Source organism: Actinorectispora metalli, from assembly GCF_056323685.1.
Genome location: NZ_JBREYE010000002.1, coordinates 1,516,690 through 1,543,142, shown reverse-complemented (window position 1 = coordinate 1,543,142; position 26,453 = coordinate 1,516,690). Strand labels below are relative to the sequence as shown.

At 70.3% G+C, this 26,453-nt stretch carries 23 protein-coding genes; 17 read left to right on the top strand and 6 right to left on the bottom strand.

What is annotated here, in order from left to right; translation table 11 throughout:
- The first annotated feature begins 147 nt into the window (after positions 1–147).
- A complete protein-coding gene (locus tag ACU6XJ_RS27495) occupies positions 148–2,238 on the top strand; it encodes an acyltransferase domain-containing protein (protein WP_476317857.1) in 2,091 nt (696 codons plus the stop codon).
- On the opposite strand, the gene ACU6XJ_RS27490 is transcribed toward ACU6XJ_RS27495, so the two are convergent.
- On the bottom strand, positions 2,235–2,876 hold the full coding sequence (locus ACU6XJ_RS27490) for a TetR/AcrR family transcriptional regulator (protein ID WP_476317855.1): 642 nt from the start codon (positions 2,874–2,876) through the stop codon (positions 2,235–2,237). The genes ACU6XJ_RS27495 and ACU6XJ_RS27490 overlap by 4 nt on opposite strands.
- A 106-nt stretch (positions 2,877–2,982) precedes the next feature.
- Between ACU6XJ_RS27490 and ACU6XJ_RS27485 the strand changes: the two genes are divergently transcribed.
- From ACU6XJ_RS27485 to ACU6XJ_RS27440, 10 genes are all read left to right on the top strand, one after another.
- Positions 2,983–4,464 carry a flavin-containing monooxygenase gene (locus ACU6XJ_RS27485; RefSeq protein WP_476317853.1) on the top strand — a complete coding sequence of 494 codons (1,482 nt, stop codon included), beginning with the start codon at positions 2,983–2,985 and terminating at the stop codon, positions 4,462–4,464.
- Entirely contained in the window at positions 4,461–5,516 is a 1,056-nt protein-coding gene (locus ACU6XJ_RS27480; protein WP_476317851.1) for a hypothetical protein, read from the top strand. The genes ACU6XJ_RS27485 and ACU6XJ_RS27480 overlap by 4 nt, the downstream gene beginning before the upstream one ends.
- A 203-nt stretch (positions 5,517–5,719) precedes the next feature.
- The gene (locus ACU6XJ_RS27475) at positions 5,720–6,508 is read left to right on the top strand and encodes an esterase/lipase family protein (protein ID WP_476317849.1); all 789 of its coding nucleotides are present in this window, start codon (positions 5,720–5,722) and stop codon (positions 6,506–6,508) included.
- A gap of 42 nt (positions 6,509–6,550) precedes the next feature.
- A complete protein-coding gene (locus tag ACU6XJ_RS27470; protein ID WP_476317846.1) occupies positions 6,551–7,744 on the top strand; it encodes an NAD(P)/FAD-dependent oxidoreductase in 1,194 nt (397 codons plus the stop codon).
- A complete protein-coding gene (locus tag ACU6XJ_RS27465; protein WP_476317843.1) occupies positions 7,741–7,998 on the top strand; it encodes a (2Fe-2S)-binding protein in 258 nt (85 codons plus the stop codon). The genes ACU6XJ_RS27470 and ACU6XJ_RS27465 overlap by 4 nt, the downstream gene beginning before the upstream one ends.
- On the top strand, positions 7,995–9,314 hold the full coding sequence (locus ACU6XJ_RS27460) for an FAD-dependent oxidoreductase (RefSeq protein ID WP_476317840.1): 1,320 nt from the start codon (positions 7,995–7,997) through the stop codon (positions 9,312–9,314). Before ACU6XJ_RS27465 ends, ACU6XJ_RS27460 begins: the two co-directional genes overlap by 4 nt.
- Positions 9,311–10,222 carry a dihydrodipicolinate synthase family protein gene (locus ACU6XJ_RS27455; RefSeq protein ID WP_476317837.1) on the top strand — a complete coding sequence of 304 codons (912 nt, stop codon included), beginning with the start codon at positions 9,311–9,313 and terminating at the stop codon, positions 10,220–10,222. The genes ACU6XJ_RS27460 and ACU6XJ_RS27455 overlap by 4 nt, the downstream gene beginning before the upstream one ends.
- Position 10,223: 1 nt before the next feature.
- Positions 10,224–11,225 (top strand): proline racemase family protein, encoded by a 1,002-nt coding sequence (locus ACU6XJ_RS27450; RefSeq protein WP_476317834.1) that lies wholly within the window; start codon positions 10,224–10,226, stop codon positions 11,223–11,225.
- Positions 11,222–12,559: an aldehyde dehydrogenase family protein gene (locus ACU6XJ_RS27445; RefSeq protein WP_476317831.1), complete on the top strand. Its 1,338-nt coding sequence runs from the start codon at positions 11,222–11,224 to the stop codon at positions 12,557–12,559. The genes ACU6XJ_RS27450 and ACU6XJ_RS27445 overlap by 4 nt, the downstream gene beginning before the upstream one ends.
- A complete protein-coding gene (locus tag ACU6XJ_RS27440) occupies positions 12,556–13,971 on the top strand; it encodes an amino acid permease (RefSeq protein WP_476317828.1) in 1,416 nt (471 codons plus the stop codon). Before ACU6XJ_RS27445 ends, ACU6XJ_RS27440 begins: the two co-directional genes overlap by 4 nt.
- A 222-nt stretch (positions 13,972–14,193) precedes the next feature.
- On the opposite strand, the gene ACU6XJ_RS27435 is transcribed toward ACU6XJ_RS27440, so the two are convergent.
- Positions 14,194–16,515 carry an ATP-binding protein gene (locus ACU6XJ_RS27435; protein ID WP_476317825.1) on the bottom strand — a complete coding sequence of 774 codons (2,322 nt, stop codon included), beginning with the start codon at positions 16,513–16,515 and terminating at the stop codon, positions 14,194–14,196.
- Positions 16,516–16,616: 101 nt separating this feature from the next.
- Here ACU6XJ_RS27435 and ACU6XJ_RS27430 point away from each other — a divergent pair, with 101 nt between their 5' ends.
- Complete coding sequence (locus ACU6XJ_RS27430) at positions 16,617–17,471, top strand: GNAT family N-acetyltransferase (protein ID WP_476317822.1); 855 nt, start codon at positions 16,617–16,619, stop codon at positions 17,469–17,471.
- 4 nt (positions 17,472–17,475) lie between these two features.
- On the opposite strand, the gene ACU6XJ_RS27425 is transcribed toward ACU6XJ_RS27430, so the two are convergent.
- Both ACU6XJ_RS27425 and ACU6XJ_RS27420 read right to left on the bottom strand, forming a co-directional pair.
- On the bottom strand, positions 17,476–17,799 hold the full coding sequence (locus ACU6XJ_RS27425; protein ID WP_476317819.1) for a putative quinol monooxygenase: 324 nt from the start codon (positions 17,797–17,799) through the stop codon (positions 17,476–17,478).
- A 38-nt stretch (positions 17,800–17,837) separates the two neighbouring features.
- Positions 17,838–18,380, bottom strand: a complete 543-nt coding sequence (locus tag ACU6XJ_RS27420; RefSeq protein WP_476317816.1) for a chorismate mutase — start codon at positions 18,378–18,380, stop codon at positions 17,838–17,840.
- 35 nt (positions 18,381–18,415) lie between these two features.
- Here ACU6XJ_RS27420 and ACU6XJ_RS27415 point away from each other — a divergent pair, with 35 nt between their 5' ends.
- Positions 18,416–19,918, top strand: coding sequence for an MFS transporter (locus tag ACU6XJ_RS27415; protein WP_476317814.1), 1,503 nt, complete (start codon positions 18,416–18,418; stop codon positions 19,916–19,918).
- Between the two features lie 30 nt (positions 19,919–19,948).
- Here ACU6XJ_RS27415 and ACU6XJ_RS27410 read toward each other — a convergent pair whose 3' ends face one another.
- Positions 19,949–20,620, bottom strand: a complete 672-nt coding sequence (locus tag ACU6XJ_RS27410; RefSeq protein WP_476317811.1) for a class I SAM-dependent methyltransferase — start codon at positions 20,618–20,620, stop codon at positions 19,949–19,951.
- A 35-nt stretch (positions 20,621–20,655) separates the two neighbouring features.
- On the bottom strand, positions 20,656–22,314 hold the full coding sequence (gene betA / locus ACU6XJ_RS27405; RefSeq protein WP_476317808.1) for a choline dehydrogenase: 1,659 nt from the start codon (positions 22,312–22,314) through the stop codon (positions 20,656–20,658).
- Between the two features lie 95 nt (positions 22,315–22,409).
- On the opposite strand from betA, the gene purU reads away from it, so the two are divergent.
- The 4 genes from purU to ACU6XJ_RS27385 are packed head-to-tail and all read left to right on the top strand — an operon-like array spanning position 22,410 to position 26,450.
- Positions 22,410–23,261 carry a formyltetrahydrofolate deformylase gene (gene purU, locus ACU6XJ_RS27400; RefSeq protein WP_476317806.1) on the top strand — a complete coding sequence of 284 codons (852 nt, stop codon included), beginning with the start codon at positions 22,410–22,412 and terminating at the stop codon, positions 23,259–23,261.
- Between the two features lie 11 nt (positions 23,262–23,272).
- Complete coding sequence (locus ACU6XJ_RS27395; RefSeq protein ID WP_476317803.1) at positions 23,273–24,739, top strand: aldehyde dehydrogenase family protein; 1,467 nt, start codon at positions 23,273–23,275, stop codon at positions 24,737–24,739.
- 11 nt (positions 24,740–24,750) lie between these two features.
- Positions 24,751–25,833, top strand: coding sequence for an S-(hydroxymethyl)mycothiol dehydrogenase (locus ACU6XJ_RS27390; RefSeq protein WP_476317800.1), 1,083 nt, complete (start codon positions 24,751–24,753; stop codon positions 25,831–25,833).
- A complete protein-coding gene (locus ACU6XJ_RS27385) occupies positions 25,830–26,450 on the top strand; it encodes an MBL fold metallo-hydrolase (RefSeq protein WP_476317798.1) in 621 nt (206 codons plus the stop codon). The genes ACU6XJ_RS27390 and ACU6XJ_RS27385 overlap by 4 nt, the downstream gene beginning before the upstream one ends.
- The last annotated feature ends 3 nt before the right edge of the window (positions 26,451–26,453 follow it).

Sequence of the window (26,453 nt, the reverse complement as noted above, 5' to 3'; positions counted from 1 at the left end):
TCCACTCCCCACCGTGTTTCGCTCACCCGACTTCCATAGCGCGAAGCCGCGGCACTGCGAAGCTTTTCGGCCCCTGACCACCACGGATAACGTGGCTTTCGGGGAGCTGATGCGCTTTCACCGGCGCAATTCTTAGGGGAGTGGTGAATGCTTCCGCGGAACCTGCGCGCCGAAGACACTGCGCGTCATGACATCGCCGAGAACGAGCCCGTTGCGGTGATCGGCATCGGTGCCTGGCTGCCCTGCGGCGTCGGTTCCGCGGACGAACTGTGGGAATGGCTGCGCGCCTGCCGAACGGTCAGCCAGTGGCGCCCGGTCACCACGGTCGGCAGGACCCAGCGCCGGATGATGCCCGAGATCGTCCGGCTTGCCATGGAGCAGGCGGGCTTCACCGCCGACGTCCTCCAAGCCGAGCGCACCGCGATGCTCGGCTGCGGCCTGGACGGCGCCTCGCCGCTGCTCGCCGTGCACGACGCGGTCGGCATGCTCCGCACCGACGACGCCGACCTCGCCGTCGCGGGCGGGGTCGCGGGCGACGGGTGCGGGGCGCTGGTGCTCAAGCGGCTGACGGCGGCGCGCCGGGACGGCAACCGGGTGCTGGCCGTGATCCGCGCCGCCGGGGTGCGGGCACTCGACGCCGACGGGCTGCCCGAGCTTTACCGCGAGGCCGACATCGACCCCCGCCGGCTCGACTACCTGGAGTCCCACGGTGCCGAGGTCCTCGCGGGGGCCCAGGTCACCGGCACGGTGTTCGGGCACGAGCGGGCAGCCGACCAGCCGCTGCTGCTGGGCACTACCCCGCGCGGCGCAGGCTCGCTGCTGGGCCTGCTGAAGGTCGTGCTCGCCTTGGCCCACGGCCAGCTTCCACCGCCGCAGGCCGATCAGGTCCAGGGCTGGCCGCGTTACGCGGGCGTCGCGCGGGCCGGGGTGTCCTGCCTGGACTCCGGCGTCCACCTGGTGGCCGAGGAATGGTCGCTGTCGACTGAGGACGGCTCCGACGACTCCGATCCGCAGCTGTTCATGCTGTCGGCCGAGTCCGCCAAGGGGTTGAGCCTTCAGGCGGCGCACCTGTGCTCCTGGCTCGATTCCCCGATCGGGCGGGCGCACTCGCTGCGGGACATCGCGGGCACCCTCGCGGGCCGCCAGGACCACCTTCCGGTACGGGCGGCCATCGTCGCCGACGACCGGCACCAACTCGCCGCGGGCCTGCGCTCGCTCGCCGAGCGGGAGCCCGCCCCGGTCGTCCTCACCGGCCAGGCCCGACCGACGCACCGCGGCACCGTGTTCGTGTATTCCGGCTACGGCTCGCACTACCCGGCCATGGGCCGCAGGCTGATGGCGGGCGCTCCCGCGTTCCGAGCAGCGGTGGATGAACTGGAGCCGACGTTCCTGTCGGAGGCGGGTTTCTCGCTGCGGCGGGCCCTGCGCAGCGAGGACGTGCCGTTCACGGTGTCGGTCAACCAGCCGCTGCTGTTCGGCATCCAACTCGCCCTGACCGGGCTGTGGCGAGCGCACGGCATCACGCCCGCCGCCGTGGTGGGGCACTCGATGGGCGAGATCACCGCGGCGGTGGTGGCGGGCGGTCTCAGCCTGACCGACGCTTTGCGCGTCGTGCTCACCCGCGCCACCCTGCTGTCCGAGTTGGACCGGGCGGGCACGGGCGCGATGGCGGTGGTCGGGTTGTCGGCAGCCGAGTTGTCGGAGCTGGACCGGCAGTTCCCCGGCATCTCGGTGGCTGTCTACTCGTCCCCGACCTCCTGCACGGTCAGCGGCGACGCCGTGAACGTGGCGGCCCTGGTGGCACACGCCGAGGCGCTGGGCCGCACTGCGAGACATCTCCAGGTCGGCGGCGCGGGTCATTCCCAGGCCGTCGGCCCGTTGGCCGCACGGCTGCGTGCCGAACTGCCCTCGCTCGCCCCGCGCAGGCCGGTCCTGCCCTACTACACCAGCGTGTTGGACGACCCCTGGGAGGAGCCCTCCTTCGACGCCGCCTACTGGGCGGCGAACCTGCGTCGACCGGTCCGCTTCACCCACGCGTTGGCCGCCGCCATGGACGACGGCTTCAGCACCTTCATCGAGGTGTCCCCGAACCCCATCGCCGTTCCGGCCATCGAGCAGACCGCGGCCTATCTCGACATCGGCGGCGTCGTGGCACTGCCGACGCTGCGCCGCACCAGTGCCACCGTCTCCACGTTCCTGTCCAGTCTCGCCACGCTGCACACCCAGGGCATCGCCTAGGGCGTGCCGGTCCGGTAGATACCTGCGAGCCAGACCTCCAGCAGCACGTCGACCACGTTGTCCTCGGCCACCGCGGGGGCGGCTTCGGCGAAGGTGGCGGACAGCACCCGCTCGTTCATGGAGTTCAACACGATCGCCAGATCCCGGGCAGGGACACCCGCCGGAGCCGCGCCGCGGGCGCGTTCGGCTTCGATCGCCGCGGTGGTTTCCTGCACCCAGCCCTCCATCACCGACGCCCACAGGGCGCGGACCTCCGCGTTCGTGGCCACCGCCTGCGCGGCGGCGAGGGCGACGGCGCGGTGGGAGCGGAAGGTGCTGAAGTAGGCGGCGATGCACCGCCGCCAGGTCGAGCGGGGATCGGTCTCCAGGTCGGCCAGCACGTCCTCGCTCGCCGCGGCGGCCTCGGCGACCACGCGGTCCAGCAGCGTCAGCAGGACAGCGTCCTTGGAGGGGAAGTAGAAGTAGAACGTCGGCCGCGAGATCCCGGCGCCGCGGGCCAGGTCGTCGATGGAAATGGACGCCAGTGAGCGGGTCGCCAGTAGCTCTTCGGCGGTGGCGAGGATGGCCAGTTCCCGGTCATCGCCCGACGGGCGCAGGCCGCGTCGGCCGCGGGTGAGGGCAGTGTCCGGAAGAGCCACGCCAGCGAGGCTACCGGCCTGGCAACCCGGAGTCGACAGTGTGTTGACTTATTCAACACCGTGTCGATAGCGTCTGGTTCGCACGGTCGGGAGAGCGGAGACGCGCATGTCGGTGGAACACGTTGACGTTCTGATCATCGGGGCAGGGCTGTCCGGAATCGGGTCCGCCTGCCACCTCAAGCGCGAGTGTCCGGACAAGACCTTCGCGATCCTCGAGGCAAGGGACGCCATCGGCGGCACCTGGGACCTGTTCCGCTACCCGGGCATCCGCTCCGACTCCGACATGTTCACCCTCGGCTACTCCTTCCAGCCCTGGATCGAGGCCAAGGCCATCGCCGACGGTCCGTCCATCCTGGACTACATCAACCGGACCGCCCGGGAGTACGGCGTCGACAAGGCCGTCCGGTTCGGGCACAAGGCGATCGGCGCCGAATGGTCCTCCGAGGACGCGCGCTGGACCGTCGAGGTGCGGCGCACCGACAGCGACGAGACCGTCAAGCTGACCTGCTCCTACCTGTTCATCTGCTCCGGCTACTACCGGTACGACAAGGGGTACACGCCCGAGTTCGCGGGCACCGACCGTTTCACCGGGCAAATCGTGCACCCCCAGCACTGGCCCGAGGACCTCGACTACAGCGGCAAGCGAGTCGTGGTGATCGGCAGCGGCGCGACCGCCGTGACGCTGGTGCCCGCCATGGCCACCGAGGCTGAGCACGTGACGATGTTGCAGCGCTCGCCCACCTACATCCTGTCCCGGCCCTCCACCGACGGGCTGGCCGACCTGCTGCGCAAATGGCTGCCCGCGAAGGTCGCCTATCCGGTAGTGCGGTGGAAGAACGTGCTGGGGCAGCTGTTGGCTTTCCAGGTCAGCCGGAAGCAGCCCGGCCTGGTGCGCAACCTCCTGCGCCGGGCCATCGTCGCCCAGATGCCCGCCGGGTACGACGTGGACCGCCACTTCTCGCCCCGGTACAACCCCTGGGACCAGCGCCTGTGCCTGGTGCCCGACGGCGACCTGTTCAGGGTGCTGCGGCGCGGACAGGCCTCGGTGGTGACCGACCAGATCGACACCTTCACCGAGAACGGCATCCGGCTCGCCTCCGGCACCGAGCTACCGGCGGACGTCATCGTCACAGCCACCGGCCTGAACGTGCTGGCCATGGGCGGCATGACACTCAAGGTGGACGACAAGCCGGTCGACCTCGCCGACACGGTGTCCTACAAGGGCATGATGCTCAGCGGCGTGCCCAACATGACGCTGATGCTGGGCTACACCAACGCGTCCTGGACGCTGAAGGGCGACCTGGTCGCCCAGTACTTCTGCAGGCTGCTCCAGCACATGGACCGCGAGGGCAAGCAGGTCTTCACCCCGCTGGCACCGGACCCGTCGATGCCCACCGAACCGTTCCTCGACCTCAAGTCGGGTTACGTTCTGCGCAGTATCGACAAACTGCCCAGGCAGGGACAATCGCGTCCATGGCGGTTGCACCAGAACTACCCGAAGGACGTGCTGTTGCTCCGGCACGGCAAGCTCGACGACGAGGGCATCCGCTTCTCCGCCGCGCCGCGAACCGCACCCAGCAGGGTGTGATCAGGCGAGCCGCGCTGCTGCTCGCCGCGGCACTGGCCGCGGGCTGCACGACCCCCGAACCGACTGTGACCTTCAGCAGGGTCGACCTGCCCGCCGCCCCCGTCATGCTGACGGCCGACGGTGACGCGCTGTTGATCGGCGTCCGCGAGAACGGTGCTCCCGGGCTGCTGCGGCGCTCCTCGGATGGGGCGGTCACGGAGATTCCCGCGCAGGCCGCCACACCCTATGGGCGCCTGGCGCAGTGGTATTCGATCGCCGCCCAGGACGGACGCATCCTCGCGATCGGCGGTGAACGCGGCGGCGCGCACGGCAATGTCCGGTGGAGCGTGTGGACCGGCTCGCAGGCGGGGATCGCTGAGAAACCGCAGGGCTTTAGCACCTTCGGCGGCTGGGGCGCGGGCGAGCTGGTCGACGCGGTGCTCACCGAACCCGAGCCCGCGCTGATCGGTAGCTGGGAAAGCGCCCAGGCGGGCCTCGACATCGCCGTGTGGACCGCCGACGACGACCAGTGGCAGCGCCAGAATTCCGCGGGCACCGCTCTGGAGAACTCCCGGAGCTCCCTCAACTTCCCGATGGCCGCCGCGGCCGCCAAGGACGGTGCCCTGATCGCAGGCTGGCAGCTGGTCTCCGATGCCGACGGCACCCGCCAGGTGCCGGTGGTGTGGAGCTTCAACGGCACCTGGACCAGGACCGCGCTGCCCGACGCCGGTCGTTCCGCCGCCGCGGTCTCGGTTCGCTGCTGGGCATCGGTGTGCGGCGTCGCGGGCCGCGTCGACGGCTCACTCGCGCTTTGGCGCCTGGCCGACCGCGCCTGGTCACGGGTGGACGCCCCGAAGATCCCGGTGGGGGACAAGGACAAACTCGCACCCCCGCTCGAGGTGGACGGCCGACTGGTGCAGGCCATTTCCGACGGCGGCACGATCAAGCTCGGCAACCGCACCGTGACCGGACCGAAGGGCACGGTCACTGCGGCCACCAGACTCGGCGACACCGTCTACCTGCTGGCGGGGGAGGGCGAGGACCGGTCGCTGTGGAGCGGCCCGGTCGGCTGAGCCCGGAAGCATCAGCGATGGCGCCTGGCTACCGCTGCGGCGGAATTCCGCAATGGTGATGACAAGATGATTACCCGCGAGTAGCTTCGAGTGCGTGTCAATTCGGCGGACCTTTCCATGGTGTTCTGTCTCAAAACCGCCGATAGCAAGCGGTATATCACGGGAAAATCACAGTCGTACGTTCACCAACAGGGAGAAACCAGATGATCCGCGCATTCGCGGCCGCATCAGTGCTGGTTCTGGGGCTGTTCACGCCTGCTGTCGCGCAGGTGGAGAATCCGGCTCCGCCAGGTGCGAACAACTGGTCGTGCAAACCTTCGCCCGAACATCCGAGACCGGTGGTGCTCGTGCACGGCACGTTCGAGAACCGGTTCGACAACTGGTTCGCGATCTCCCCGGCACTGGCGCGGCAGGGCTACTGCGTTTTCGCTCTTGACTACGGCGCGCCGCCCGGATCGCCGATCCAGGGCCTTGGGCCGATGGCGGAATCCGCGAAGCAGATCGCGGCGTTCATCGACCGGGTGCTCGCGGCCACCGGCGCCGGTCAGGTCGACATCGTCGGTCACTCCCAGGGTGGCATGCTGCCCCGCTACTACCTCAAGTTCCTCGGCGGCACCCCCAAGGTCCATCGGCTCGTCGGGCTGGCGCCGGACAACCACGGAACGACCTGGGGTGCGATCGGCTGGCTGTTCACCCAGTTCCCCGGCGCGTCCGGCAAGGTCTGCCCGTCCTGCGTCGAGCAACTCCGCGATTCGGAGTTCATCCGGCGCCTCAACGAGGGCGGCGAGACCCAGCCCGGGGTGCGGTACACGGTGATCGCCACCAAGTACGACGAGTTCGCCACCCCGTACACCACCGCGTTCCTGACCGGCCCGGACGTCGAGAACATCACGCTCCAGGACCACAACCCGGCGGCGCTGGTGGGCCATCTGACGATGCTCGCCGAGCCCACCACGATCCGCCTGGTGATCGCCGCGCTCGACAAGGATTGACCCCGGGCGCATCGCCGACCTAGTCTCCAGTCGTTCATTTTAATGAACGATCTGGAGGCGCTGGTGCATTCGGATGTGGTGATCGTGGGGGCGGGTGTCATCGGCGCGGCCTGCGCCGAGGCCTGCACTGCCCGCGGCCTGCGCGTCACCGTGCTGGACCGCGGCGGCCCCGCCTCCGGGGCCACCGCGGCGGGGGAGGGCAACGTCCTGCTCTCCGATAAGGCGCCCGGCCCGGAACTCACGCTCGCGCAGGCCTCCCGCCGCCGCTGGCCCGCGCTGCTCGCGACGCTCCGCGAGGAACTCGGCGCGGACGCCGCAGACATCGAATGGGACGGCAAAGGCGGCCTTGTCGTGGCCACCACGGAACAGGGCGCCGAGTCGCTGGGCGACTTCGCGAGCACGCAGCGCACCTCCGGCGTGGACGCCTGCCCACTGCCCCTCGACGCCGTCCCCGACTTCGAACCCCACCTGACCCGCGAACTCACCGCGGCGGTGCACTACCCGGAGGACGCCCAACTCCAACCCGTCCTGGCGGCCACCGCCATGTTGGCGGCGGTGCGCCGCCGCGGCGGCTCGGTGCGCTCCGGGGTGACCGTGACGGGCCTGCGGCGATCCGCCGCCGGGGTCCGCGCCGTGGTTACCAGTGAGGGCGAAGTGCCCTGCGCCGCCGTGATCAACGCCTGCGGCCCATGGTCAGGGGAGTTCTCCTCGCTCGCGGGCGCACCCATCACCGTCCTGCCGCGGCGCGGAATAGTGCTGGTCACCGCCCCGCTACCGGAGGTGGTGCGGCACAAGGTCTACGACGCGGACTACGTCGGCGCTGTCGGCAGCGGCGAGGCGGATTTGCAGACCTCGGCGGTGGTGGAGTCCACCCGCGCGGGCACCGTGTTGATCGGCTCCAGCAGGCAGCGCGTCGGCTTCGACGAGACGATCGCCGTCGTGGTGCTCCGTGAACTTGCCGCCAAGGCTGTCACGCTGTTCCCGCTGCTCGCCGGGGTGCCGGTGATGCGCGCCTACGGCGGTTTCCGGCCCTATGCGCCCGACCACCTGCCGGTGATCGGCCCCGACCCCCGCCTGCGGGGCCTGTGGCACGCCACCGGTCACGAGGGCGCGGGCATCGGCCTCGCTCCCGCGACCGGCGTGTTGATCGCCGAGCTCATCACCGGCACCGCGCCGCACGTCGATCCAACGCCGTTCCGGGTGGACCGCCCGGCCGTGCTGGGAGGTGCCGCATGAGGGTCACTGTGGACGGACAGCCGATGGCGGCGACGCCCGGTCAGACGGTGGGGGCGCTGCTGATCGCGGCAGGCCGCCGATCTTGGCGGACAACCCGCCACCACGGCAGGCCGCGGGGCCTCTTCTGCGGCATCGGCGTGTGCTTCGACTGCCTCGTCGTCGTCAACGGCGTGCCCGATGTGCGGGCCTGCCAGCGGGTGCTGGCCGACGGCGACGAGATCCGCACCCAGCACGGGGCGGAGCTTCCGTCGTGAAGCACGTCGTGGTGGTGGGCGCCGGGCCCGCCGGGATGAACGCTGCGGCCAGTGCCGCGAAAGCCGGCGCCCGGGTGTCCCTTGTGGACGCGGGCGCGCAGTTGGGCGGGCAGTTTCACCGCAGGCCACCGGGAACGCCTGGCCCCGAAGTCGACCTGGCCGGCGTGCGGTACCTGCCCGACACCACGGTGTGGGCGGTGGAACCCGGCCCCAGGTTGCACCTGCGCACCGGCCCCGCCGACTCGCCGTCGCGAATTGCACAGGTGTTCGATGCGGACGCGCTAATCTTGGCCACGGGCGCACATGACCGAACACTGCCGTTCCCCGGCTGGGATCTGCCTGGTGTCTACACCGCCGGTGCAGCGCAGACCCTCGCCAAAGAACAGCAGGTCGCGGTGGGCGACCGGGTGCTTGTGGTCGGCACCGGGCCGTTCCTGCTGCCGGTCGCCGAATCGCTGATCGGCGTCGGCGCCACCGTGGTAGGGGTGTTGGAGGCGGGTTCACCGCTGGGCTGGCTTAAGGCCCCGCGGGCGATGCTGGCTGGTCGGGCCAAGGTCGCTGAGCTGATCGGGTACCTGGCTCTGCTGCGACGCCACCGCGTGCCGTTTCGCCTGCGGCACACGGTGATCGCCGCACACGGCCACGACGGGGTCACCGAGGTGACCACGGCGCGGCTGGACCGCGACTGGAACGTGGTGCGCGGCAGCGAGCGGCGGCTGTCGGTCGACGCGGTGTGCGTCGGGTTCGGCTTCACCCCGCGCACCGAGTTGGCGGTGGCTGCGGGCTGCGCGCTGCGCGACGGCTTCGTGCAGACCGGTCCCGCGCTGGCTACCAGCGTGCCCGGTGTGTTCGCCGCGGGCGAGATCACCGGCATCGGTGGCGCCGACCTCGCCGCCGCGGAGGGCGAACTCGCGGGGCTGGCCGCCGTGGTCGGCCCGGCGCTCGCCCTGAGCGGCCGGCCCGACCTGGCCCGCGCCGTCCAGCGTGGACGCACCTTCGCCGCGGGCCTGGCCGCCGCGCACCCGGTGCGGCCCGGGTGGCGAGGCTGGCTGCGCGAGGACACCATCATCTGCCGCTGCGAAGAGGTCGACTACGGCGCGCTGCGCCGCGCCGTCGAACAGCACCACCCCCAGGACGCCCGCGCCTTGAAGCTGACCAGCCGCGTTGGGCTCGGCCTGTGCCAGGGCCGCGTCTGCGGCCGCAACGTCGCCGAGTTGACCGCCATCCCCGAATCGTTTCGCCGCCCGATCGCGAGCCCGCTGCGGCTGGGCGAACTGGCCACCACCCCTGTGACACCGGAGGAGAACCCGCAATGAGCAGAGAGCGCCTCGAGGGCGTCATCGTCGCGACCGCGCTGCCCTACGCCGAGGACGCGGCGGCGCCCGCGGGCCTGCGCCCGGACTTGGACCGGTTCGCCGAGCACTGCCGCTGGCTGATCGACAACGGCTGCCGCGGCGTCGGACCCAACGGCTCCCTCGGCGAGTACTCCTCGCTGACCGACGCCGAGCGCCGCGCCGTGGCCCGCACCGCGCTGGAGGCGGTCGGCGACGACGGCGTGGTGGTGATCGGCGTGCACGGCGTCGGCGCCCACCAGGCGCGGCACTGGGCGGAACTGGCCGCCGAGGACGGCGCCGACGGCGTGCTGTGCCTGCCGCCGACCATGTACCGCGCCAACCCCGGCGAGGTCGTGCACCACTTCGAGCAGGTCGCCGAGGCGGGACTGCCGATCATGGTCTACAACAACCCGATCGACACCAAGGTCGACCTCACGCCAGAACTCCTCGCCGAGATCGCCCAGATCGACAACGTGGTCGCCATCAAGGAGTTCAGCGGCGACGTCCGCCGCGTGCTGGAGATCCGCGAGGCCGCCCCCGACTTGGCCGTGGTCGCGGGCGCCGACGACGTGGTGCTGGAGTCCCTGCTGATGGGCGCCACCGGCTGGTTCGCGGGTTTCCCCAACGTCTTCCCCGCCGAATCCGCGCTGCTGTACCAACTCGCGCTGGACGGCAAGCTCGCCGAGGCGCGGGCGCTGTACGAGCCGCTGGTCGCCGCATTCCGCTGGGACTCGCGGGTCGAGTTCGTGCAGGCCATCAAGCACGGCATGGACATGGTCGGCCGCTTCGGCGGCCCGTGCCGCCCGCCGCGCGGCCCACTGTCGAAGGAGAAGCTGGCCAGGCTCACCGACGACATGCACCGCGCCATCGACTCACTGCGGGCGGCCTGACATGCGGGCCAGCCGGTACTTCAGCGCCGTCGACTCGCACACCGAGGGCATGCCCACCCGCGTCATCACCGGCGGTGTCGGTGTGATCCCCGGCGCCACCATGGCCGAACGCCGCGAGTACTTCGTGCAGAAGCTGGACCACCTCCGCGAACTGCTGATGAACGAGCCGCGCGGCCACGGCGCGATGAGCGGCGCCATCCTCCAGCCGCCCACCCGACCCGACGCCGACTGGGGCGTGCTCTACATCGAGGTCTCCGGCTGCCTGCCCATGTGCGGCCACGGCACCATCGGCGTGGCCACCGTGTTGGTGGAGACCGGCATGGTGGAGGTGACCGAACCCGTCACCCTGGTCCGCCTGGACACCCCGGCGGGCCTGGTCGTCGCCGAAGTCGCGGTCGAAGATGGCCGGGCGAAGCACGTGACCATCCAGAACGTGCCCTCCTACGCCCACGAACTGGATGTCACGGTGGACGTTCCCGGCTACGGCGCCGTCCGCTATGACATCGCCTACGGCGGCAACTTCTACGCGATCCTCCCGTTGGCGCAGCTGGACATCCCGTTCGAGCTCGCCAACAAGAACGAGATCCTGCGGGCCGGTCTGTCCATCCTGGACGCCATCAACGCCCAGCGCCGCCCGGTGCACGTCACGGACCCGTCCATCGCGGGCTGCAAGCACGTGCAGTTCACCGCACCGGGCCGCGACGGCAGCCACTCCCGCAACGCGATGGCCATCCACCCCGGCTGGTTCGACCGGTCGCCCTGCGGCACCGGCACCTGCGCCCGCATGGCGCAACTCCACGCCCGGGGTGAGCTCGCGCTGGGGGAGGCGTTCGTCAACGAGTCCTTCATCGGCACCCGCTTCACCGGCCGCCTGATCCGCGCCGCACGGCTCGGTGACCGCGACGCCGTGATCCCCACCGTCACCGGCCGTGCCTGGATCACCGGCATGGCCCAGTACCTGCTCGACCAAACCGACCCGTTCCCCAGGGGGTTCGTCCTGTGACCCGCATCGTCTCCACCTCCCCGCAGCGACCGTCCGAGGTGCTCGCCGACGTGCCCGCCACGACCGGCGAGCAGGTCAACGCGGCGGTCGCCACGGCCCGCAAGGCCCAACGAGACTGGGCGCGGCAGGCGCCCGCCGTCCGCGCCGCCGCGTTGAACGCCGTGGCGGATGCCTTCGCGGGGGCGGACCTCGCCGACCTGGTGGTGCGGGAGGTCGGCAAACCGCGCGCCGAGGCAGTCGGGGAGGTCGCGCGCTGCGTGGCGATCCTGCGGTACTACGCCCAACAGGCCTTCGACCCCATCGGCGAAACCTACGCGGGCGGTTTGACGTTCACCCAGTACCGCCCGCGCGGAGTGGCGGGACTGATCACGCCGTGGAACTTCCCGCTGGCGATCCCCGTCTGGAAGGCAGCGCCCGCGCTCGCCTGCGGCAACGCTGTGGTCGTCAAGCCCTCGCCGGAGTCCACCGCCTGCGCGCTGCGCGTGGGGCAGCTGTTCGCCGAGCACCTGCCCGAGGGCCTGCTGACCGTGCTGCCAGGCGCCGCCGAGACCGGCAGGGCCCTCCTGTCCACAGTGGACCTGGTGTCCTTCACCGGCTCCGCGGCGGTCGGCAACCAGGTCGCCGTTGCCGCCGCGGAGCGTGGTATCCCGGCGCAGTGCGAGATGGGCGGCCTGTCCGCCTCGATCGTCTTGCCCGACGCCGACATCGAGAAGGCCGCGACCACCGTAGCCGCCGCCGCGATGGGCTTCGCGGGCCAGAAGTGCACCGCCACCAAGCGCATCCTCGTCGTCGGCGACGCATCCGCGTTCACCGAAGCCCTGGTCACCAGCGTGCGAGGCCTCGGCTACGGCGACCCCGCCAACGACGGCGTCTCGGTCGGCCCGGTGATCAACACCCCATCATGCAACCGCATCCTCGCGGCGGCCCGCGAGGAAGGCGAGATCCTCACCGGAGGCCCCGACGATGGCCTGTTCGTCCGCCCGATCGTGGTGTCCGGACTGGCGCCGGACGCCCGGCTCAACACCGAGGAGGTGTTCGGGCCCATCTGCGCGCTGCGCTCGGTGTCCACGGTGGAGGAAGCGCTGGCCATCGCCAACAGCGGACAGTACGGCCTGGTCACCTCGCTGTTCACCCGCGACCTCGACGCTGTCCTGTCCTATGTGGAGGGCTGCGAGTCGGGCATGGTGAAGGTCAACGCGCCCACCACCGGCGTGGACTTCCACCTGCCGTTCGGCGGTGAGAAGAAATCCGGCTACGGCGGCCGCGAGCAGGGCAAAGCGGCCATGCGCTTCTACACCTCACCGCGAACGGTGCAGATCGGCCCCGGCTTATGAGCGTCTTCCGCCGCAAGCCGATTGACGACATCGAGGAGCCCCCCGAGACCGGCCTGAAGCGGGAGATGGGCACCTGGCAGCTCACCGCCCTGAGCTTGGGCGGCCTGGTCGGGGCAGGCGTGTTCTCCCTGACCGGCGTGGTCGCCAACCAGTTGGCGGGCCCCGGCGTGCTGCTGTCATTCCTGATCGCGGTGCTGGCCAGCGCCGCCGCCGCGCTCTGCTACGCCGAGTTCACCAGCATGATCCCCAAGGCGGGCTCCGCCTACACCTACGCCTACGCGGTGCTGGGCGAGGTCGTCGGCTGGCTGATCGGCTGGGATCTGCTGCTGGAGTACACCGCGATCGTCGCCGTGGTCGCCATCGGCGTGTCCGGCTACCTGGCCTACCTGGTCGCCCAACTCGGCCTCGACCTCCCGCTGTGGATGCTCGGCGCCCCCGGCACCGGCGCGGGCCACAAGGTCGACCTGTTCGCGGTGCTGCTGTGCCTGCTGCTGGCGTGGATTCTCAACCGCGGCACCAAGTCCTCGGCGCGGGTGGAGACCGGCCTGGTCGTGATGAAGATCGTGCTGGTGCTGGTCGTGGTGGGGGCGGGCGCGTTCCACATCAAGGCGGGCAACTACTCCCCGTTCCTGCCCTACGGCCTGAGCGGCGCGATCACCGGCGCCGCAACCGCGTTCTTCGCCGTCTACGGCTACGACGCCATGAGCGCCGCCGCCGAGGAGACCACCGAGGCCCGCAAGGCGATGCCCCGCGCGATCATCTACTCCCTGGGCATCGCCACGGTGATCTACGTGCTGGTGTGCGTGGTGCTGCTGGGCATGCAGCACTACTCGCAGATCAACCTGCAAAGCCCGTTCTCCTCGGCGCTGGCCTCGGTGGGCTTGCCGTCGCTGGCGATCGTGGTCGCGGTGGGTGCGGTGCTGGGCATCATGACGTCGATGTTCGCCAACATGCTCGCGGTGACCAGGGTGTGGTTCGCGATGAGCCGCGACGGCCTGCTGCCGCGCTGGTTCGCCAAAACCCACCCGATCCGACGGGTGCCGCACCGGGTGACCTGGATCGTCGGCGTCGGCTCGGCGGTGATCGCCGGAGCGCTGCCGATCCGCCAGGCGGCGGAGCTGACCAACATCGGCATCCTCGCCGCGTTCATGGTGGTGTCCATCGCCGTGGTGGTGCTGCGCCGCACCCGCCCCGACCTGGAACGCGGCTTCCGCTGCCCTTGGGTGCCGTTCATCCCGCTGGTCGGCGTGGGCTTCTCGGTGTGGCTGGTCAGCCAGCTCACGGCCACCACGTGGTGGCGCTTCCTGTCCTGGCTGGCCCTGGGCCTCGTCGTGTACTGGGCCTACGGCTACCGCCGGTCCCTGCTGGCGCGATCAGCCCCGGCGAAGCACCTGCAACCGGATTCCGCGTGACATGAGCGTGCCGCCCGCTTGGGGTCCGGGTGCAGATCGGGTCGGTGGTGGATGACCCAGGGGCTGAACACGATGTTGGTACGACTCTCCGCCAAGGTCGGCGTCGGCGGTGGTCTTGCGAGTGGTCATCCAGCCCGGCGGGTAGAGCCGCAGCTTGAGCGAGCAATGATTGCTTACTGCAAGAGCGTTGATGTGCTCACCGAGTGTAGTAGAACCCGTGGGTCAGGGGCGGCGGGATTCGACTACCCAGGCGGCGATTTGGGCTCGGTTGGTGAAGCCCAGCTTCGTCAGGATGTGGTCGACGTGGGTCTCCGCCGTGCGGCGGGCGATGACCAGGTGGTCGGCGATTTCGCGGTTGGTCATGCCGCGGGCGACCAGCTCCGCGATCTCCGCCTCCCGCTTGGTCAGCGGGTCGTCGCCGCGTTGGGGGGCGGCGACCTCCGTTGGGGTCTCCGAGGTGCCGAGGGCGTATTGCACGGCCTCGCTGATGGTGAAGGCGAAGCCGACCAGGAACTCCTTGGTGGCCTGGTCCGGGCCCAACTCGGTGGTGACCTTGGTGATGTCGCGTTGCATCGGCTCGATGAACGCGCCATAGCTGGTGGGTTCCGCACCCAGGGAGCGCCACACGGTGGTGGCGGCGCCGAGCAGCCGGGCGGCACGCACCGGTTGGTTGGTGTGCGTGGCACAGCCCGCCATGACCGTCAGCGAGAACGCGATCACGGCGCGGTCCTCGATGTTGGGCTGCAAACGCAGCAGCTCCAGACCCGCGTCCGTGGCCTCCTGCATGTCGCCGAAGAGGTACTCCGCCGCGCTGCGTGACCACAGCGCCCAGCACCGCCAGAACACCTCGCCGTGTGCGACATAGGTGTCCACGCACTCGCGCAGCACCTCGAGGCCCCGGTCGAGGTGGCCAGCCAGGCTCAGCGCGAGGCCGTAGTTGAACGTCGCCCACAGCTCGGCGGGCAGGTCGCCCTGGTTGCGGAACATGCCCGCCGCGCGGTCGAACAGCTCGGCGGCCAGCGGGCCGTCGTTGCCCATCAGCGCGGCGTAGGCCCGTACGTGGTGCACATAGGCCTGCGCGTTCTCGTCGCCGGACGCCTTGGCTGCCGCGTCCGCCTTGGCCAGCGACGACTCGTAGGCACCGTGGTCGCCTTGGACCAGCGCCAGGAAAGCGGCGTTCCAGTGGGCGGTGGCGATGTCATCGGCATCCGGGCGGGCGACTTCCAGGAGCTTGCCCAGCCAGATGCGGCCCTCGGTGAGGCCGCGCATCAGCCAGAACTCCTTGATATTCCGCACGATCCGCAGTCCGACCACGGCTTCATCGGGGCTGCTGGTGCAGAAGTCCAGCGCGCCACGCAGGTTCGCCTGTTCGCGCCTGATGCGGTTGATCCACTCGATCTGGTTGGGGCCGAACCAGGCCTCTTCGAAGCGGGTGGTCACCCCGAGAACCCAGTCGCGGTGGCGCAGCTTCATGCGGGGCAGGTCGTCGGCGTCGCGCAGCCTGTCCTCGCCGTATTGGCGGACCGTTTCCAGCATCCGGTACCGCGCCACGCCGTGGTGTTCCTCGCGGAGCAGGATCGACTTGTCGATCAGGCCGTCGATCACGTCCAGCACGCTGTACCGGTCCAGGTCCTCGCCGGAGCAGACCTCCTCGGCGGCGTCCAGGTCGAAGCTGCCGGAGAACACCGATGCCCGCGCCCACAGCAGGCGTTCCTGCTCGGTGCACAGCTCGTGGCTCCAGTCGATCAGCGACCGGAACGTCTCGTGCCTGCTCGGTCCCCACTTCGAGCCGCGGCTGAGCAGGGTGAACCGCTCCTTGAGCCGGTCGGCGAGTTGCCGCACCGACAGCGAACGCAACCGCACCGCGGCCAGTTCGATGGCCAGTGGGAGGCCTTCGAGGTGCCTGACCAGCCGGATGACGTCCTCACGGTTGTCGTCGGTGACCGTGAACGACGGGACGACGGCGGTGGCGCGGTCCACGAACAGCTGCACCGAGTCGTACTGCTCCAGGCCTGCCACGGCCTCGCGGGGCTCGGGCACCGGCAGCGGCGGGACCGGCAGCACCCGCTCGCCCGCCACGCCGAGGGACTGGCGGCTGGTGGCCAGCACGACCAGGTCGGGGCAGGCGGACACTAGGGCGTCCACGAAGCGTGCGCAGTGCTCGACGAGGTGCTCGCAGTTGTCCAGCACGAGCAGCAGACGCTGGGTGCGGAGGATGTCGATGAGCAGGTCGATCTGCGGGCGCGTCGAACGGTCGCCGAGGCCGAGGCAGTCCGCGACGGTCGCGACCAGCAGTTCCGGCTCGCGCAACTCGGCGAGACCGACGAAGACGACGCCGTCGGGGAACGAGGGGCGGGCGGCGGCCGCCACCTGGAGGGCCAGTCTGGTTTTGCCGACCCCACCGGGGCCGGTCAGCGTCACCACCGAGGCCGCGCCCAGCAGCCTTCTCACCTCGGCGATCTGGCTGCGCCGTCCGACATAGGTCGTCAGCTCAGCAGGCAGCGAGTCCATCGGAGTGCGCTCCGCGGCCACGCCGGACGCCATCAACACCACCACCAGCCATGTTCGGAGCACCATTGTGACGCATTTGGGACCGTGCTTGTTCCACAGCCGCGCCGATCTCCGCACGGGGTAGAAAGGACGCTGTGGCGATCTTGGAAACCGACCGGCTGCGGCTGGTCCCCCTCAAGCCGGCTGCCGATGGTGCGACGCTGCACGCGGCGTTCTCCGACCCTGACGTCATGCGATTCTGGCACCGTCCGATTTGTACCGCGGTGCGAGAGACGGTGGACTTTCTCACCGAAACCATTGCACACGGCGATCGTTTGTGGACGGTACGTTCCGATATTCCGCTGGGAATGGTCGGGCTGATCGACGCAAGTGTGACAGGCCTCCAGTGGCTGCTGCGCCGGGATGCCTGGGGCCACGGCTACGCGACCGAGGCGATGTCGGCGTTGATCACGCACGCGTTCGGGACGCTGGAGTTGGATCGCGTCGAGGCGTGGGTCGATGCGCGCAACGAGCGATCGCTCGGGGTGGCGCGGCGGGTCGGCCTGACCGAGCGCGGCCGGTTCCCGAAGCGGTACCCGCATGCCGAGCAGGCCGCCGAAACGGTGGTGCTCGGCAGGTCGCGGGTGCCGGAGCCGACGATGGTGCTCAACGTGATCGTGGAACTGCCGGTGCGCGAGGTCGCCTCGACCGTCGAGTACCTGGTTCGGGCGTTGGGCTGCCGGGAGGCGTTCAACCAGGGCGACATCGCAGGGATCACCCTCAACCCCTGGCACGCGGGGCCGCAGTTCTACCTGGTCGCCGCCGGCGAGCCGGTGCACCCGGTCGAACTGAGCTTGGAGACGGTGTCGGAACTGGACACGCTGTACCGGCGGGCGGTCGTGGCGGGCGCCGTGCTGGACGGCCCGCCCGAGGTCAGGCCGTGGGGGAGACGGGAGTTCACGCTGCGCCTCCCCGACGGCCACGGCCTCACGGTGAGCACGCCGTCCTGAGCGGTCAGTCGACGGCCATCTCGCCCAGCAGCGCCCAGTCGTCCTGGGGGACCGAGAAGTTCACGATCCGCGGGGTCTCCGCGAGGTGCGGCGGCAGGGTCCGCTGGGCCTGCTTGAAGTGCTCGGAGTTGACGTGGTCCGCGCCTGCCTGGTCATCCCGGAAGGCCTCGACCAGCACGTACTCCGTCGGGTCGTCGATGCTGCGTGACCAGTCGAACCACAGGCAGCCCGGCTCGTCGCGGGTCGCCTGGGTGAACTCCCTGGCGATCTCCGGCCACCGGTCCGCGTGCTCGGGCTTGATGCGGAACTTGGCGGTAATGAAGATCATCTATCCCCCTGTCGAACTGGGCTCTACCGCGGTCGACACTAGTCGCACAGTGACCGGACCGATCGGGTCAGCCCGCGCGAGTGCAGGGTGTCGCGCCGCTGTTCGTGCAGCACCTCCACGGTCGCCATCGCCAGGTGCGTCGGGCAGGTGGGCGAGTGCCTGGCGTCGGCCGAGGACGCGATGCCGCGCAGGATCAGCTCGTTGACGCGGTCGATCTCCTGCCGGATCACCGCAAGGTCGGGCCGCTGGGTGGGCCGCTCGGCGGGATGCGACCACCACCGCTCGTGCAGGCCGCGCTGCACAAGTTTGTTGCCCTCGATCTGGTCCCGGAAGATCCGCGCCGTGGCCTCCGGGTCGGTGCCCAGCTGGAGGGCGCGGGTGCGGACGGTGTCCAGCACCTGCTGCTCGCGCACCGGGTCGTCGATCGGTGCCCCGGAATGCCATTTCGACGCGGCCACCAGATCCGCGGTGGCCAGCCGCCGATCCGACAGCGATGCCAGCTGTGACAGCGGGGTCGAGGCCGATGCCACTCCGCCGACCATGGTGAGTGCCGTGGTCACGGCGATGATCAGTGCTCGCACGGTGAGTCCTTTCCGGCCGTGCCATGATCGTGCGCATGGCGGAGGTCCAATGGGGCAGCGCCGCGGCTCGGGGCGTGCTGGCCACCACTATTCTGGGCTCTGGCATGGCCATGCTCGACGGGACCGTGGTGAACGTGGCCCTGCCCAAGATCGGCGCCGAACTCGGCGCGTCGGTGGCGGGACTTCAGTGGATCCTGGACGGCTACCTGTTGCCCTTGGCCGCCCTTATTCTCATCGCCGGTTCGCTCGGTGACCGTTACGGCAGGCGCCGCGTGTTCGTGCTCGGCGTGGTGTGGTTCGGCGCCGCGTCCGTCCTGTGTGGTCTGGCGCAGTCGATCGAGATGCTGGTCGCGGCGCGGGTCTTGCAGGGCATCGGCGGCGCGCTGCTCACCCCCGGTTCGCTGGCCATCCTCCAGTCGGCGTTCCGCCGCGAGGACCGGGCCCGCGCCATCGGCGCCTGGTCCGGGCTGGGCGGTCTCGCCGCGGCGGCCGGTCCGCTGGTCGGCGGGCTGCTGGTGCAGCTGTGGTCGTGGCGGCTGGCGTTCCTGGTGAACGTACCGGTCGCGATCGTGTGCGTGTGGCTGGCGCGGCGGCATGTGCCGGAGTCCTGCGACGACTTGCGCGACGGCCGCCCGGCCATCCTCGACTCGGTGCTGTGCGCGCTCGGCCTGGCCGGTGTCACCGCCGCGCTGGTGGAGGCACCGGCCCGCGGTGCGGCCGACCCCATCGTGTTGGTGGGGGCGGTCGTGGGAGTTGTCGCGCTCGCCGCGTTCGTGCGGATGCAGGTCCGCTCGCGCGACCCGCTGGTGCCGCCGGGCCTATTCGCCGACCGCACCTTCCTGGTGGCCAACCTGCTGACGTTCGTGGTGTACGCGGCGCTGGGCGGCGTCTTCATGCTGTTCGTGCTCCAGCTTCAGGTCTCGCTCGGCTACTCGCCCGTGGCCGCGGGCCTGGCCGGGTTGCCGATCACGCTGATCCTGCTGCTCCTGTCCTCCCGTTCGGGCAAGCTCGCCCAGCGCATCGGCCCTCGGTGGCCGCTGGTGATCGGTCCGATGGTGATCGCGGCGGGCATGGTGCTGCTGACGCGGGTGCGGCCCGGCGCGTCCTATCTGGTCGATGTGCTGCCCGCCGTGGTGGTGTTCGGCCTCGGGTTGGTGGCCGTGGTGGCCCCGGTGACCGCGACCGTGCTCGCCGCGGCGCCCGACCGGTTCGCGGGAGTGGCCTCGGGCGTGAACAACGCGATCTCGCGGACCGGCAACCTGCTCGCGGTGGCGGTGCTGCCCCCGCTGGCGGGGCTGTCCGGCGCCGCCTACGCCGATCCGGTCGCCCTCACCGAGGGCTGGCGCATGGTGATGTGGGTGTGCGCCGGGCTCACCGTGGTGGGTGGGCTGCTCGCGTTGAACGTGCGCGGCAACGTGCTTGCCGAACCGGACGTGCCCGTTCAGGAGGAGTCACCGCATCCCGGCGACTGCCTGCACTGCGGAGTGGAAGGCCCACCGACGCACGTCGTACCGCACCGACACGCGGCGGTGGAGTGAGCTTGAGCCACGGACAAAGCCGCTCCGAAGCTAGGCGTGGCGGGGGCCGGTGGAGGTGCCATTCCTGGCTATCGCGATGCCTGCTTGCTCGGAGCGGTCTTCGAAGACCAATCCGGTTTCCTGCTGCCAGCGGCGGAGCACTGCCTGCTCGCCGGGGCGTTCGGTGTCGTCCAGGATGACCGTCGCCGCCGCTGCCAGGCGGTCCTTGAGCACCGGCAGCGCCGGGTACCGGGCCAGGCCGTGGCCTTCCGCGTAGGCCGGTGGGCCGTCCACCAGCAGCAGGTCGATCCGATCCCCGCCGAAGGCCTCGTCGAGCCCCGCTTTGAGGGTTGTGTCGTCATACCAGGCCAGACCCGCCGCCTTCGGATGCTCGGCCAGGGGAGCATGGATCACCGTTACTTGGCCGAGGTGCTCCTGGTCGAGTTGTGCCGTGACCCATTCCGCCCAGTCCGGGTCGTGTTCCACCGCGGCCAGGCGGAAGTCCGCGGGTGCGGGGCGTTGGTGGAGCAGGCGGGCCAGCAGCACCGTGCTCACCCCGCTGCCCAGCTCAAGAATTCGGCTACGTCCATTCAGGACGATGTCGTTGCAGACCGCGGCCAGCCCGGTCGGCCGCATCGCTCCCGCGCCCCACGGCAGGTACGGGCCTGGCAGCGCGGCCAGTGCCTGCCTGGCCGCAGCGTCGGTGAACTCGCGTCCGCTCACGGCACCGACCCTACGTGCCCTGTCTTTCCGGCGGGTTAAGCCGCTTCTCCTGGTGAGTGGCGGTAGAAATCGACGTCCGCAGCGGGCAGGGGAGTGTTGCCGAGGATGAGGTCGGCCGCCTTCTCCGCGACCATCATCACCGGCGCGTAGATGTTGCCGTTGGTGACATACGGCAGCACCGAGGCGTCCACCACGCGCAGGCCGTCCACGCCGTGCACCCGCATCGAGGATGGGTCGACCACCGACATCGCGTCCAAGCCCATCCGCGCCGTGCAGGACGGGTGGTAGGCGGTCTCGCCGTCGCGGGCCACCCAGTCGAGGATCTCCGCGTCGGTGCGGACGCCGGGGCCGGGGGACAGTTCGCCGCCGTCGAACTCGGCGAACGCGGGCTGCGCGAGGATCTCCCGCGCGACGTGGATGGCCTCCACCCACTCGCGGCGGTCCTGCTCGGTGGACAGGTAGTTGAACCGCAGTGCCGGGTGTTGCCGCGGATCGGCCGACCGGATCTTCACGGTGCCGCGGGCATCGGAGTACATCGGCCCGATGTGCACCTGGTAGCCGTGCTCGGCGCCGACCGGCGTGCCGTCGTAGCGGACCGCGATGGGCAGGAAGTGGAACATCAGGTTCGGATACGCCACCTCCGCGTTGCCGCGCACGAACCCGCCCGCCTCGAAGTGGTTCGTCGCGGCGGGCCCGGCGCGACCGAGCAGCCACTTGAGGCCGATCAGCGGGCGGTTGCGCAGCTTCAGCGCCGGGTTGAAGGAGATCGGCCGGGTGCAGGCGTGTTGGACGTAGACCTCCAGGTGGTCCTGAAGGTTCTCGCCGACGCCGGGGGAGGCGTGCACGACGTCGATGCCGAGCGGGCGCAATTCGTCGGGGTTGCCGATGCCCGAAAGCTGGAGAAGCTGCGGGGTGTTGATCGCGCCGCCGCACAGGATGACCTCACCGCCGCGCACCGTGCGCGGCGCTCCGCCGAAACGGCTGTACTCCACGCCCACCGCCCTGGTGCCCTCGAACAGCACGCGGTGCGCCAGCGAGAAGCAGCGGACCGTCAGGTTGGGCCGCGACTTCACCGGGTGCACATAGGCCCGCGCCGCCGACCAGCGTCGGCCGTTGCGGATGTTGCGGTCGAACCGCGCGAAGCCCTCCTGCCGGTAGCCGTTGACGTCCTCGGTGAGGTGGTGGCCCGCCTGTTTCACCGCATCGAAGAACGCGCCGAACAGGGGATTGGCGGCCGGGCCGCGTTCCAGCGTCAGCGGACCGCCGGTGCCGCGCCACTCGTCGCCGCCTGCCAGGCAGTTCTCCATGCGCCGGAAGTAGGGCAGGCAGTGCGCGTAGGCCCACTCCGCCATGCCGGGATCGGCCGCCCAGCGCTGGTAGTCCATGGGGTTGCCGCGCTGGAAGATCATGCCGTTGATGGAGCTTGAGCCGCCCAGCACCTTGCCCCGGCCCTGGGTGATCCGGCGGTTGTGCATGTGCGGCTCGGGCTCCGAGACGTACTTCCAGTCATAGAACCGGTTGCCGATCACCATGGTCAGGGCTGCGGGCATGTGGATGAACAGGTCCCAGATCCAGTCCGGCCGCCCGGCCTCCAGCACGAGCACGCTCGTCGCGGGATCGGCCGACAGCCGGTTCGCCAACGCGCACCCCGCCGAGCCGCCGCCCACGATGATGTAGTCGAACCGCTGGTCCATGACGTCCTCCAGCTTAGGTATTGACTCCCAGCCCGCCCTGACTGTTGCATATAGCGACATGCGAATCAAATAGCGCAACAAACTTGGGAGGTGGGATGTCGGAGTTCGTGTTGACGCTGACCTGCCCCGAGCGGTTGGGGATCGTGCACAACGTGTCCGGGTTCCTTCTCGAGCACTCCTGCGACATCCTGGACAGCAGGCAGTTCGACTCCCGCCAGAGCGACCGGCTCTACCTGCGCGTCCGATTCGCCTCCCGCGGTGAGCCGGTGAGCATCGACCGGCTGCGCGCGGACTTCGCCCGCGTCGCGACCGCCTACGGCATGGAGTGGCAGCTGCACGACGCCGCCGAGCGGCCACGGGTCCTGCTGATGGTGTCCAGGCTGGGCCACTGCCTCAACGACCTGCTCTACCGGTGGCACACCGAGCAACTGTGGATCGACATCCCCGCGATCGTGTCCAACCACCCCGACTTCGAGCCGCTGGCCCGCTCCTACGGCATCCCGTTCGTGCACATCCCCGTCACCGCCGACACCAAACCGCAGGCTGAGGCCCGCCTGCTGGACCTCGTCGAACGGCACGACGTCGAGTTGGTGGTGCTGGCCCGCTACATGCAGGTGCTGTCCGACGAGCTGTGCACGAAGCTGGAAGGCCGCGTGATCAACATCCATCACTCGTTCCTGCCCAGCTTCAAAGGCGCCAAGCCCTATCACCAGGCCTTCGACCGCGGGGTGAAGGTCGTCGGCGCCACCGCGCACTATGTGACGCCCGATCTGGACGAGGGGCCGATCATCGAGCAGGAGGTGATCAGGGTGGATCACTCGCAGGTTCCGCGGGATCTCGCCGTGATCGGCCGCGACGCGGAATGCCTCGCGCTCGCCCGTGCGGTCCAATGGCATGTGGAGCGGCGCGTGCTGCTCGACGGCAACCGCACCGTCGTCTTCCGCTAGAAGGGACCACCATGCCCAACCTCCACGTGGACGGCCGCTGGGTGGCCGCGGCGGCAGGCGGCCGACGGGACGTCATCAACCCCTTCGACCAGCGGGTGATCGCCAAGGTCGATGAGGCCTCCGCCGAGGACGCCAACGCCGCGGTCGCCGCTGCCCGCCGTGCGTTCGACGGCGGCGAGTGGCCACAGTGGACGGCTCGGCGACGCGCGGACCTGCTGCGGCGCATCGCCGACCTGCTGGCCGCCGACCGCGCCAACGTGGCCCGCTGGGAAACCATCGACACCGGCAAGACCCTGGTCGAAAGCGGCATCGACGTCGACGACGTGGTCGCCGTGTTCCGCTACTACGCGGGCCTGGCCGAAGGAGACCCCGGCCGCCTTGTCGACGCGGGCGACCCCGCGGTGGTCAGCCGCATCGTGTACGAGCCGGTCGGCGTGTGCGCGTTGATCGCGCCGTGGAACTACCCGCTGCTGCAAGCCTCGTGGAAGGTCGCGCCCGCGCTCGCGGCGGGCTGCACCATGGTGCTCAAGCCCAGTGAGCTCACGCCGATGACGACAATCAGGCTGGTCGAACTCATCGAGCAGGCGGGCGCCCCGCCCGGGGTGGTGAACCTCATTCTCGGCGCGGGCACCGAAGTCGGCGCGGCGCTGGTGGAAAGCCCCGAGGTGGACCTGGTGTCGTTCACCGGCGGCCTGTCCACCGGCAAGGCGATCATGCGTTCGGCCGCGGAGACGGTGAAGAAGGTGGCGCTCGAACTCGGCGGCAAGAACCCCAACCTGGTCTTCGCCGACGCCGACTTCGACGCCGCCGTGGACTACGCGCTGACCGGCGTGTTCCTGCACGCGGGCCAGGTCTGCTCGGCGGGCACCCGGCTGATCGTGCAGGACAGCCTGCACGACGACTTCGTCGCCGAGCTTGTCCGCCGCGCCGAGACGATCCGGCTGGGCAACGGCCTCGACCCGGAAAGCCGCAGCGGCCCACTGGTGTCGGCCGAACACCGCACCAAGATCGAGCGCTACGTCGAGATCGGCCGCGGCGAAGGCGCCAAGCTGCTCACCGGCGGAGCCCGCCCCACCGACCCCGCCCTGCGGGACGGCTTCTTCTACCTCCCGACCATCTTCGCCGACTGCGACCGCGCCATGCGGATCGTGCGGGAGGAGACCTTCGGCCCCATCCTCACCGTGGAACGCTTCGGCACCGAGGACGAGGCCGTCGAACTCGGCAACGACACCGACTACGGCCTCGCGGGCGCGGTGTGGACCACCGACCGGGCCCGCGCCGAACGGGTGGCGCGCCGCCTGCGCCACGGCACGGTGTGGATCAACGACTTCGGCCCCTACCTGCCGCAAGCCGAATGGGGCGGCTTCAAACGCTCCGGTGTCGGCCGCGAACTAGGCCCGTCAGGACTGGCCGAATACCGCGAGGCCAAGCACATTTACCAGAACACCGATCCCCGTCCCCAGCACTGGTTCGCGTGAGGAGCAAGCACATGAACGAGGTACGCGGCGTCGTGGCCAAGGCCAAAGGCGAGCCCGTCACCATCGAGACCGTCATCGTGCCCGACCCCGGCCCCGGCGAAGTGCTGGTCCGCGTGCAGACCTGCGGGGTGTGCCACACCGACCTGCACTACCGCGAGGGCGGCATCAACGACGAGTTCCCCTTCCTGCTCGGCCACGAAGCGGCGGGCACCGTGGAAACCGTCGGCGACGGCGTGACCGAAGTGGAGCCCGGCGACTTCGTGGTGCTCAACTGGCGCGCGGTCTGCGGCACCTGCCGGGCCTGTCTGCGCGGCCGACCCTGGTACTGCTTCAACACCCACAACGCCACCCAACCCATGACGCTGGCAGACGGCACCCCACTCACCGCAGCCCTGGGCATCGGCGCCTTCGCCGAAAAGACCCTGGTCGCCGCCGGCCAGTGCACCAAGGTCGACCCCGAGGCCTCCCCGGCCGCGGTGGGCCTGCTGGGCTGCGGCGTGATGGCCGGTCTCGGCGCCGCGGTCAACACCGGCGGCGTGACCCGCGGCGACTCGGTCGCCGTGATCGGCTGCGGCGGCGTCGGCAACGCCGCGATCGCGGGCGCCGCCCTGGCAGGCGCCACCACCATCATCGCCGTGGACATCGACGACCGGAAACTGGAGTGGGCCAAGGGCTTGGGCGCCACCCACACCGTGAACTCCGCGGGCACCGACCCCGTTGAGGCCATCCGCTCCCACACCGGAGGCTTCGGCGCCGACGTCGTGATCGAGGCTGTCGGCCGCCCCGAGACCTACGAGGCAGCCTTCTACGCCCGCGACCTGGCGGGCACGGTGGTGCTGGTCGGCGTGCCGACCCCCGACATGCGGGTGGACCTGCCGATGATCGATATCTTCGGCCGCGGCGGCGCACTGAAGTCGTCCTGGTACGGCGACTGCCTGCCCTCCCGCGACTTCCCCATGCTGGTCGACCTCTACCGCCAGGGCCGCCTCGACCTGGAGGCGTTCGTCTCGGAGACCATCGCCCTCGACAACGTGGAAGCGGCCTTCGACCGCATGCACCGCGGCGAGGTGCTGCGCTCGGTGGTGGTCCTGTGAGCGTCAACCTCGTCGTCACCTCCGGCACCTTCAGCCTGGACGGCGGCACCTGGGACGTGGACAACAACGTCTGGCTGGTCGGCGACGACGCCGAGGTGCTGGTGATCGACCCTGCCCACGACGCCGAAGCCATCGTGAAGGCGGTGGACGGCCGCCGCGTCCCCGCCATCGTGTGCACGCACGGCCACAACGACCACATCAACGCGGCCCGAGCCTTGTCGGAGGCGGTCGACGCGCCGGTCCTGCTGCACCCCGCCGACGAGGTGCTCTGGCGGCAGGTCTATCCGGAGTGGACGTTCCAGCCGCTGCACGACGGCGAACTGGTCGCCGCTGGCGGCCTCGCCCTCCGAGTCCTGCACACCCCAGGCCACTCACCCGGCTCGGTGTGCCTGTACGCCCCGGAGCTGGAGGCGGTTTTCACCGGCGACACCCTCTTCGCGGGCGGCCCCGGCGCCACCGGCCGCTCCTACAGCGATTTCCCCACGATCGTCCACTCCATCAGCCGCCGCCTACTCGACCTGCCCCCGACCACCGTCGTCCACACCGGCCACGGCGACTCGACACGCATCGCCGCGGAATCCCCACACCTGGACGACTGGATAGCCCGCGGCCACTGACGC

Bases quoted from the DNA above. Each gene is read 5' to 3' on its own strand.
- ACU6XJ_RS27450 (WP_476317834.1), top strand. From the start codon at position 10,224: ATGCGGGCCAGCCGGTACTTCAGCGCCGTCGACTCGCACACCGAGGGC.
- ACU6XJ_RS27455 (WP_476317837.1), top strand. From the start codon at position 9,311: ATGAGCAGAGAGCGCCTCGAGGGCGTCATCGTCGCGACCGCGCTGCCC.
- ACU6XJ_RS27465 (WP_476317843.1), top strand. From the start codon at position 7,741: ATGAGGGTCACTGTGGACGGACAGCCGATGGCGGCGACGCCCGGTCAG.
- ACU6XJ_RS27495 (WP_476317857.1), top strand. From the start codon at position 148: ATGCTTCCGCGGAACCTGCGCGCCGAAGACACTGCGCGTCATGACATC.
- ACU6XJ_RS27415 (WP_476317814.1), top strand. From the start codon at position 18,416: ATGGCGGAGGTCCAATGGGGCAGCGCCGCGGCTCGGGGCGTGCTGGCC.
- ACU6XJ_RS27435 (WP_476317825.1), bottom strand. From the start codon at position 16,515: ATGGCGTCCGGCGTGGCCGCGGAGCGCACTCCGATGGACTCGCTGCCT.
- ACU6XJ_RS27395 (WP_476317803.1), top strand. From the start codon at position 23,273: ATGCCCAACCTCCACGTGGACGGCCGCTGGGTGGCCGCGGCGGCAGGC.
- betA (WP_476317808.1), bottom strand. From the start codon at position 22,314: ATGGACCAGCGGTTCGACTACATCATCGTGGGCGGCGGCTCGGCGGGG.
- ACU6XJ_RS27470 (WP_476317846.1), top strand. From the start codon at position 6,551: ATGAACGATCTGGAGGCGCTGGTGCATTCGGATGTGGTGATCGTGGGG.
- ACU6XJ_RS27390 (WP_476317800.1), top strand. From the start codon at position 24,751: ATGAACGAGGTACGCGGCGTCGTGGCCAAGGCCAAAGGCGAGCCCGTC.
- ACU6XJ_RS27425 (WP_476317819.1), bottom strand. From the start codon at position 17,799: ATGATCTTCATTACCGCCAAGTTCCGCATCAAGCCCGAGCACGCGGAC.
- ACU6XJ_RS27475 (WP_476317849.1), top strand. From the start codon at position 5,720: ATGATCCGCGCATTCGCGGCCGCATCAGTGCTGGTTCTGGGGCTGTTC.
- ACU6XJ_RS27485 (WP_476317853.1), top strand. From the start codon at position 2,983: ATGTCGGTGGAACACGTTGACGTTCTGATCATCGGGGCAGGGCTGTCC.
- ACU6XJ_RS27440 (WP_476317828.1), top strand. From the start codon at position 12,556: ATGAGCGTCTTCCGCCGCAAGCCGATTGACGACATCGAGGAGCCCCCC.
- purU (WP_476317806.1), top strand. From the start codon at position 22,410: ATGTCGGAGTTCGTGTTGACGCTGACCTGCCCCGAGCGGTTGGGGATC.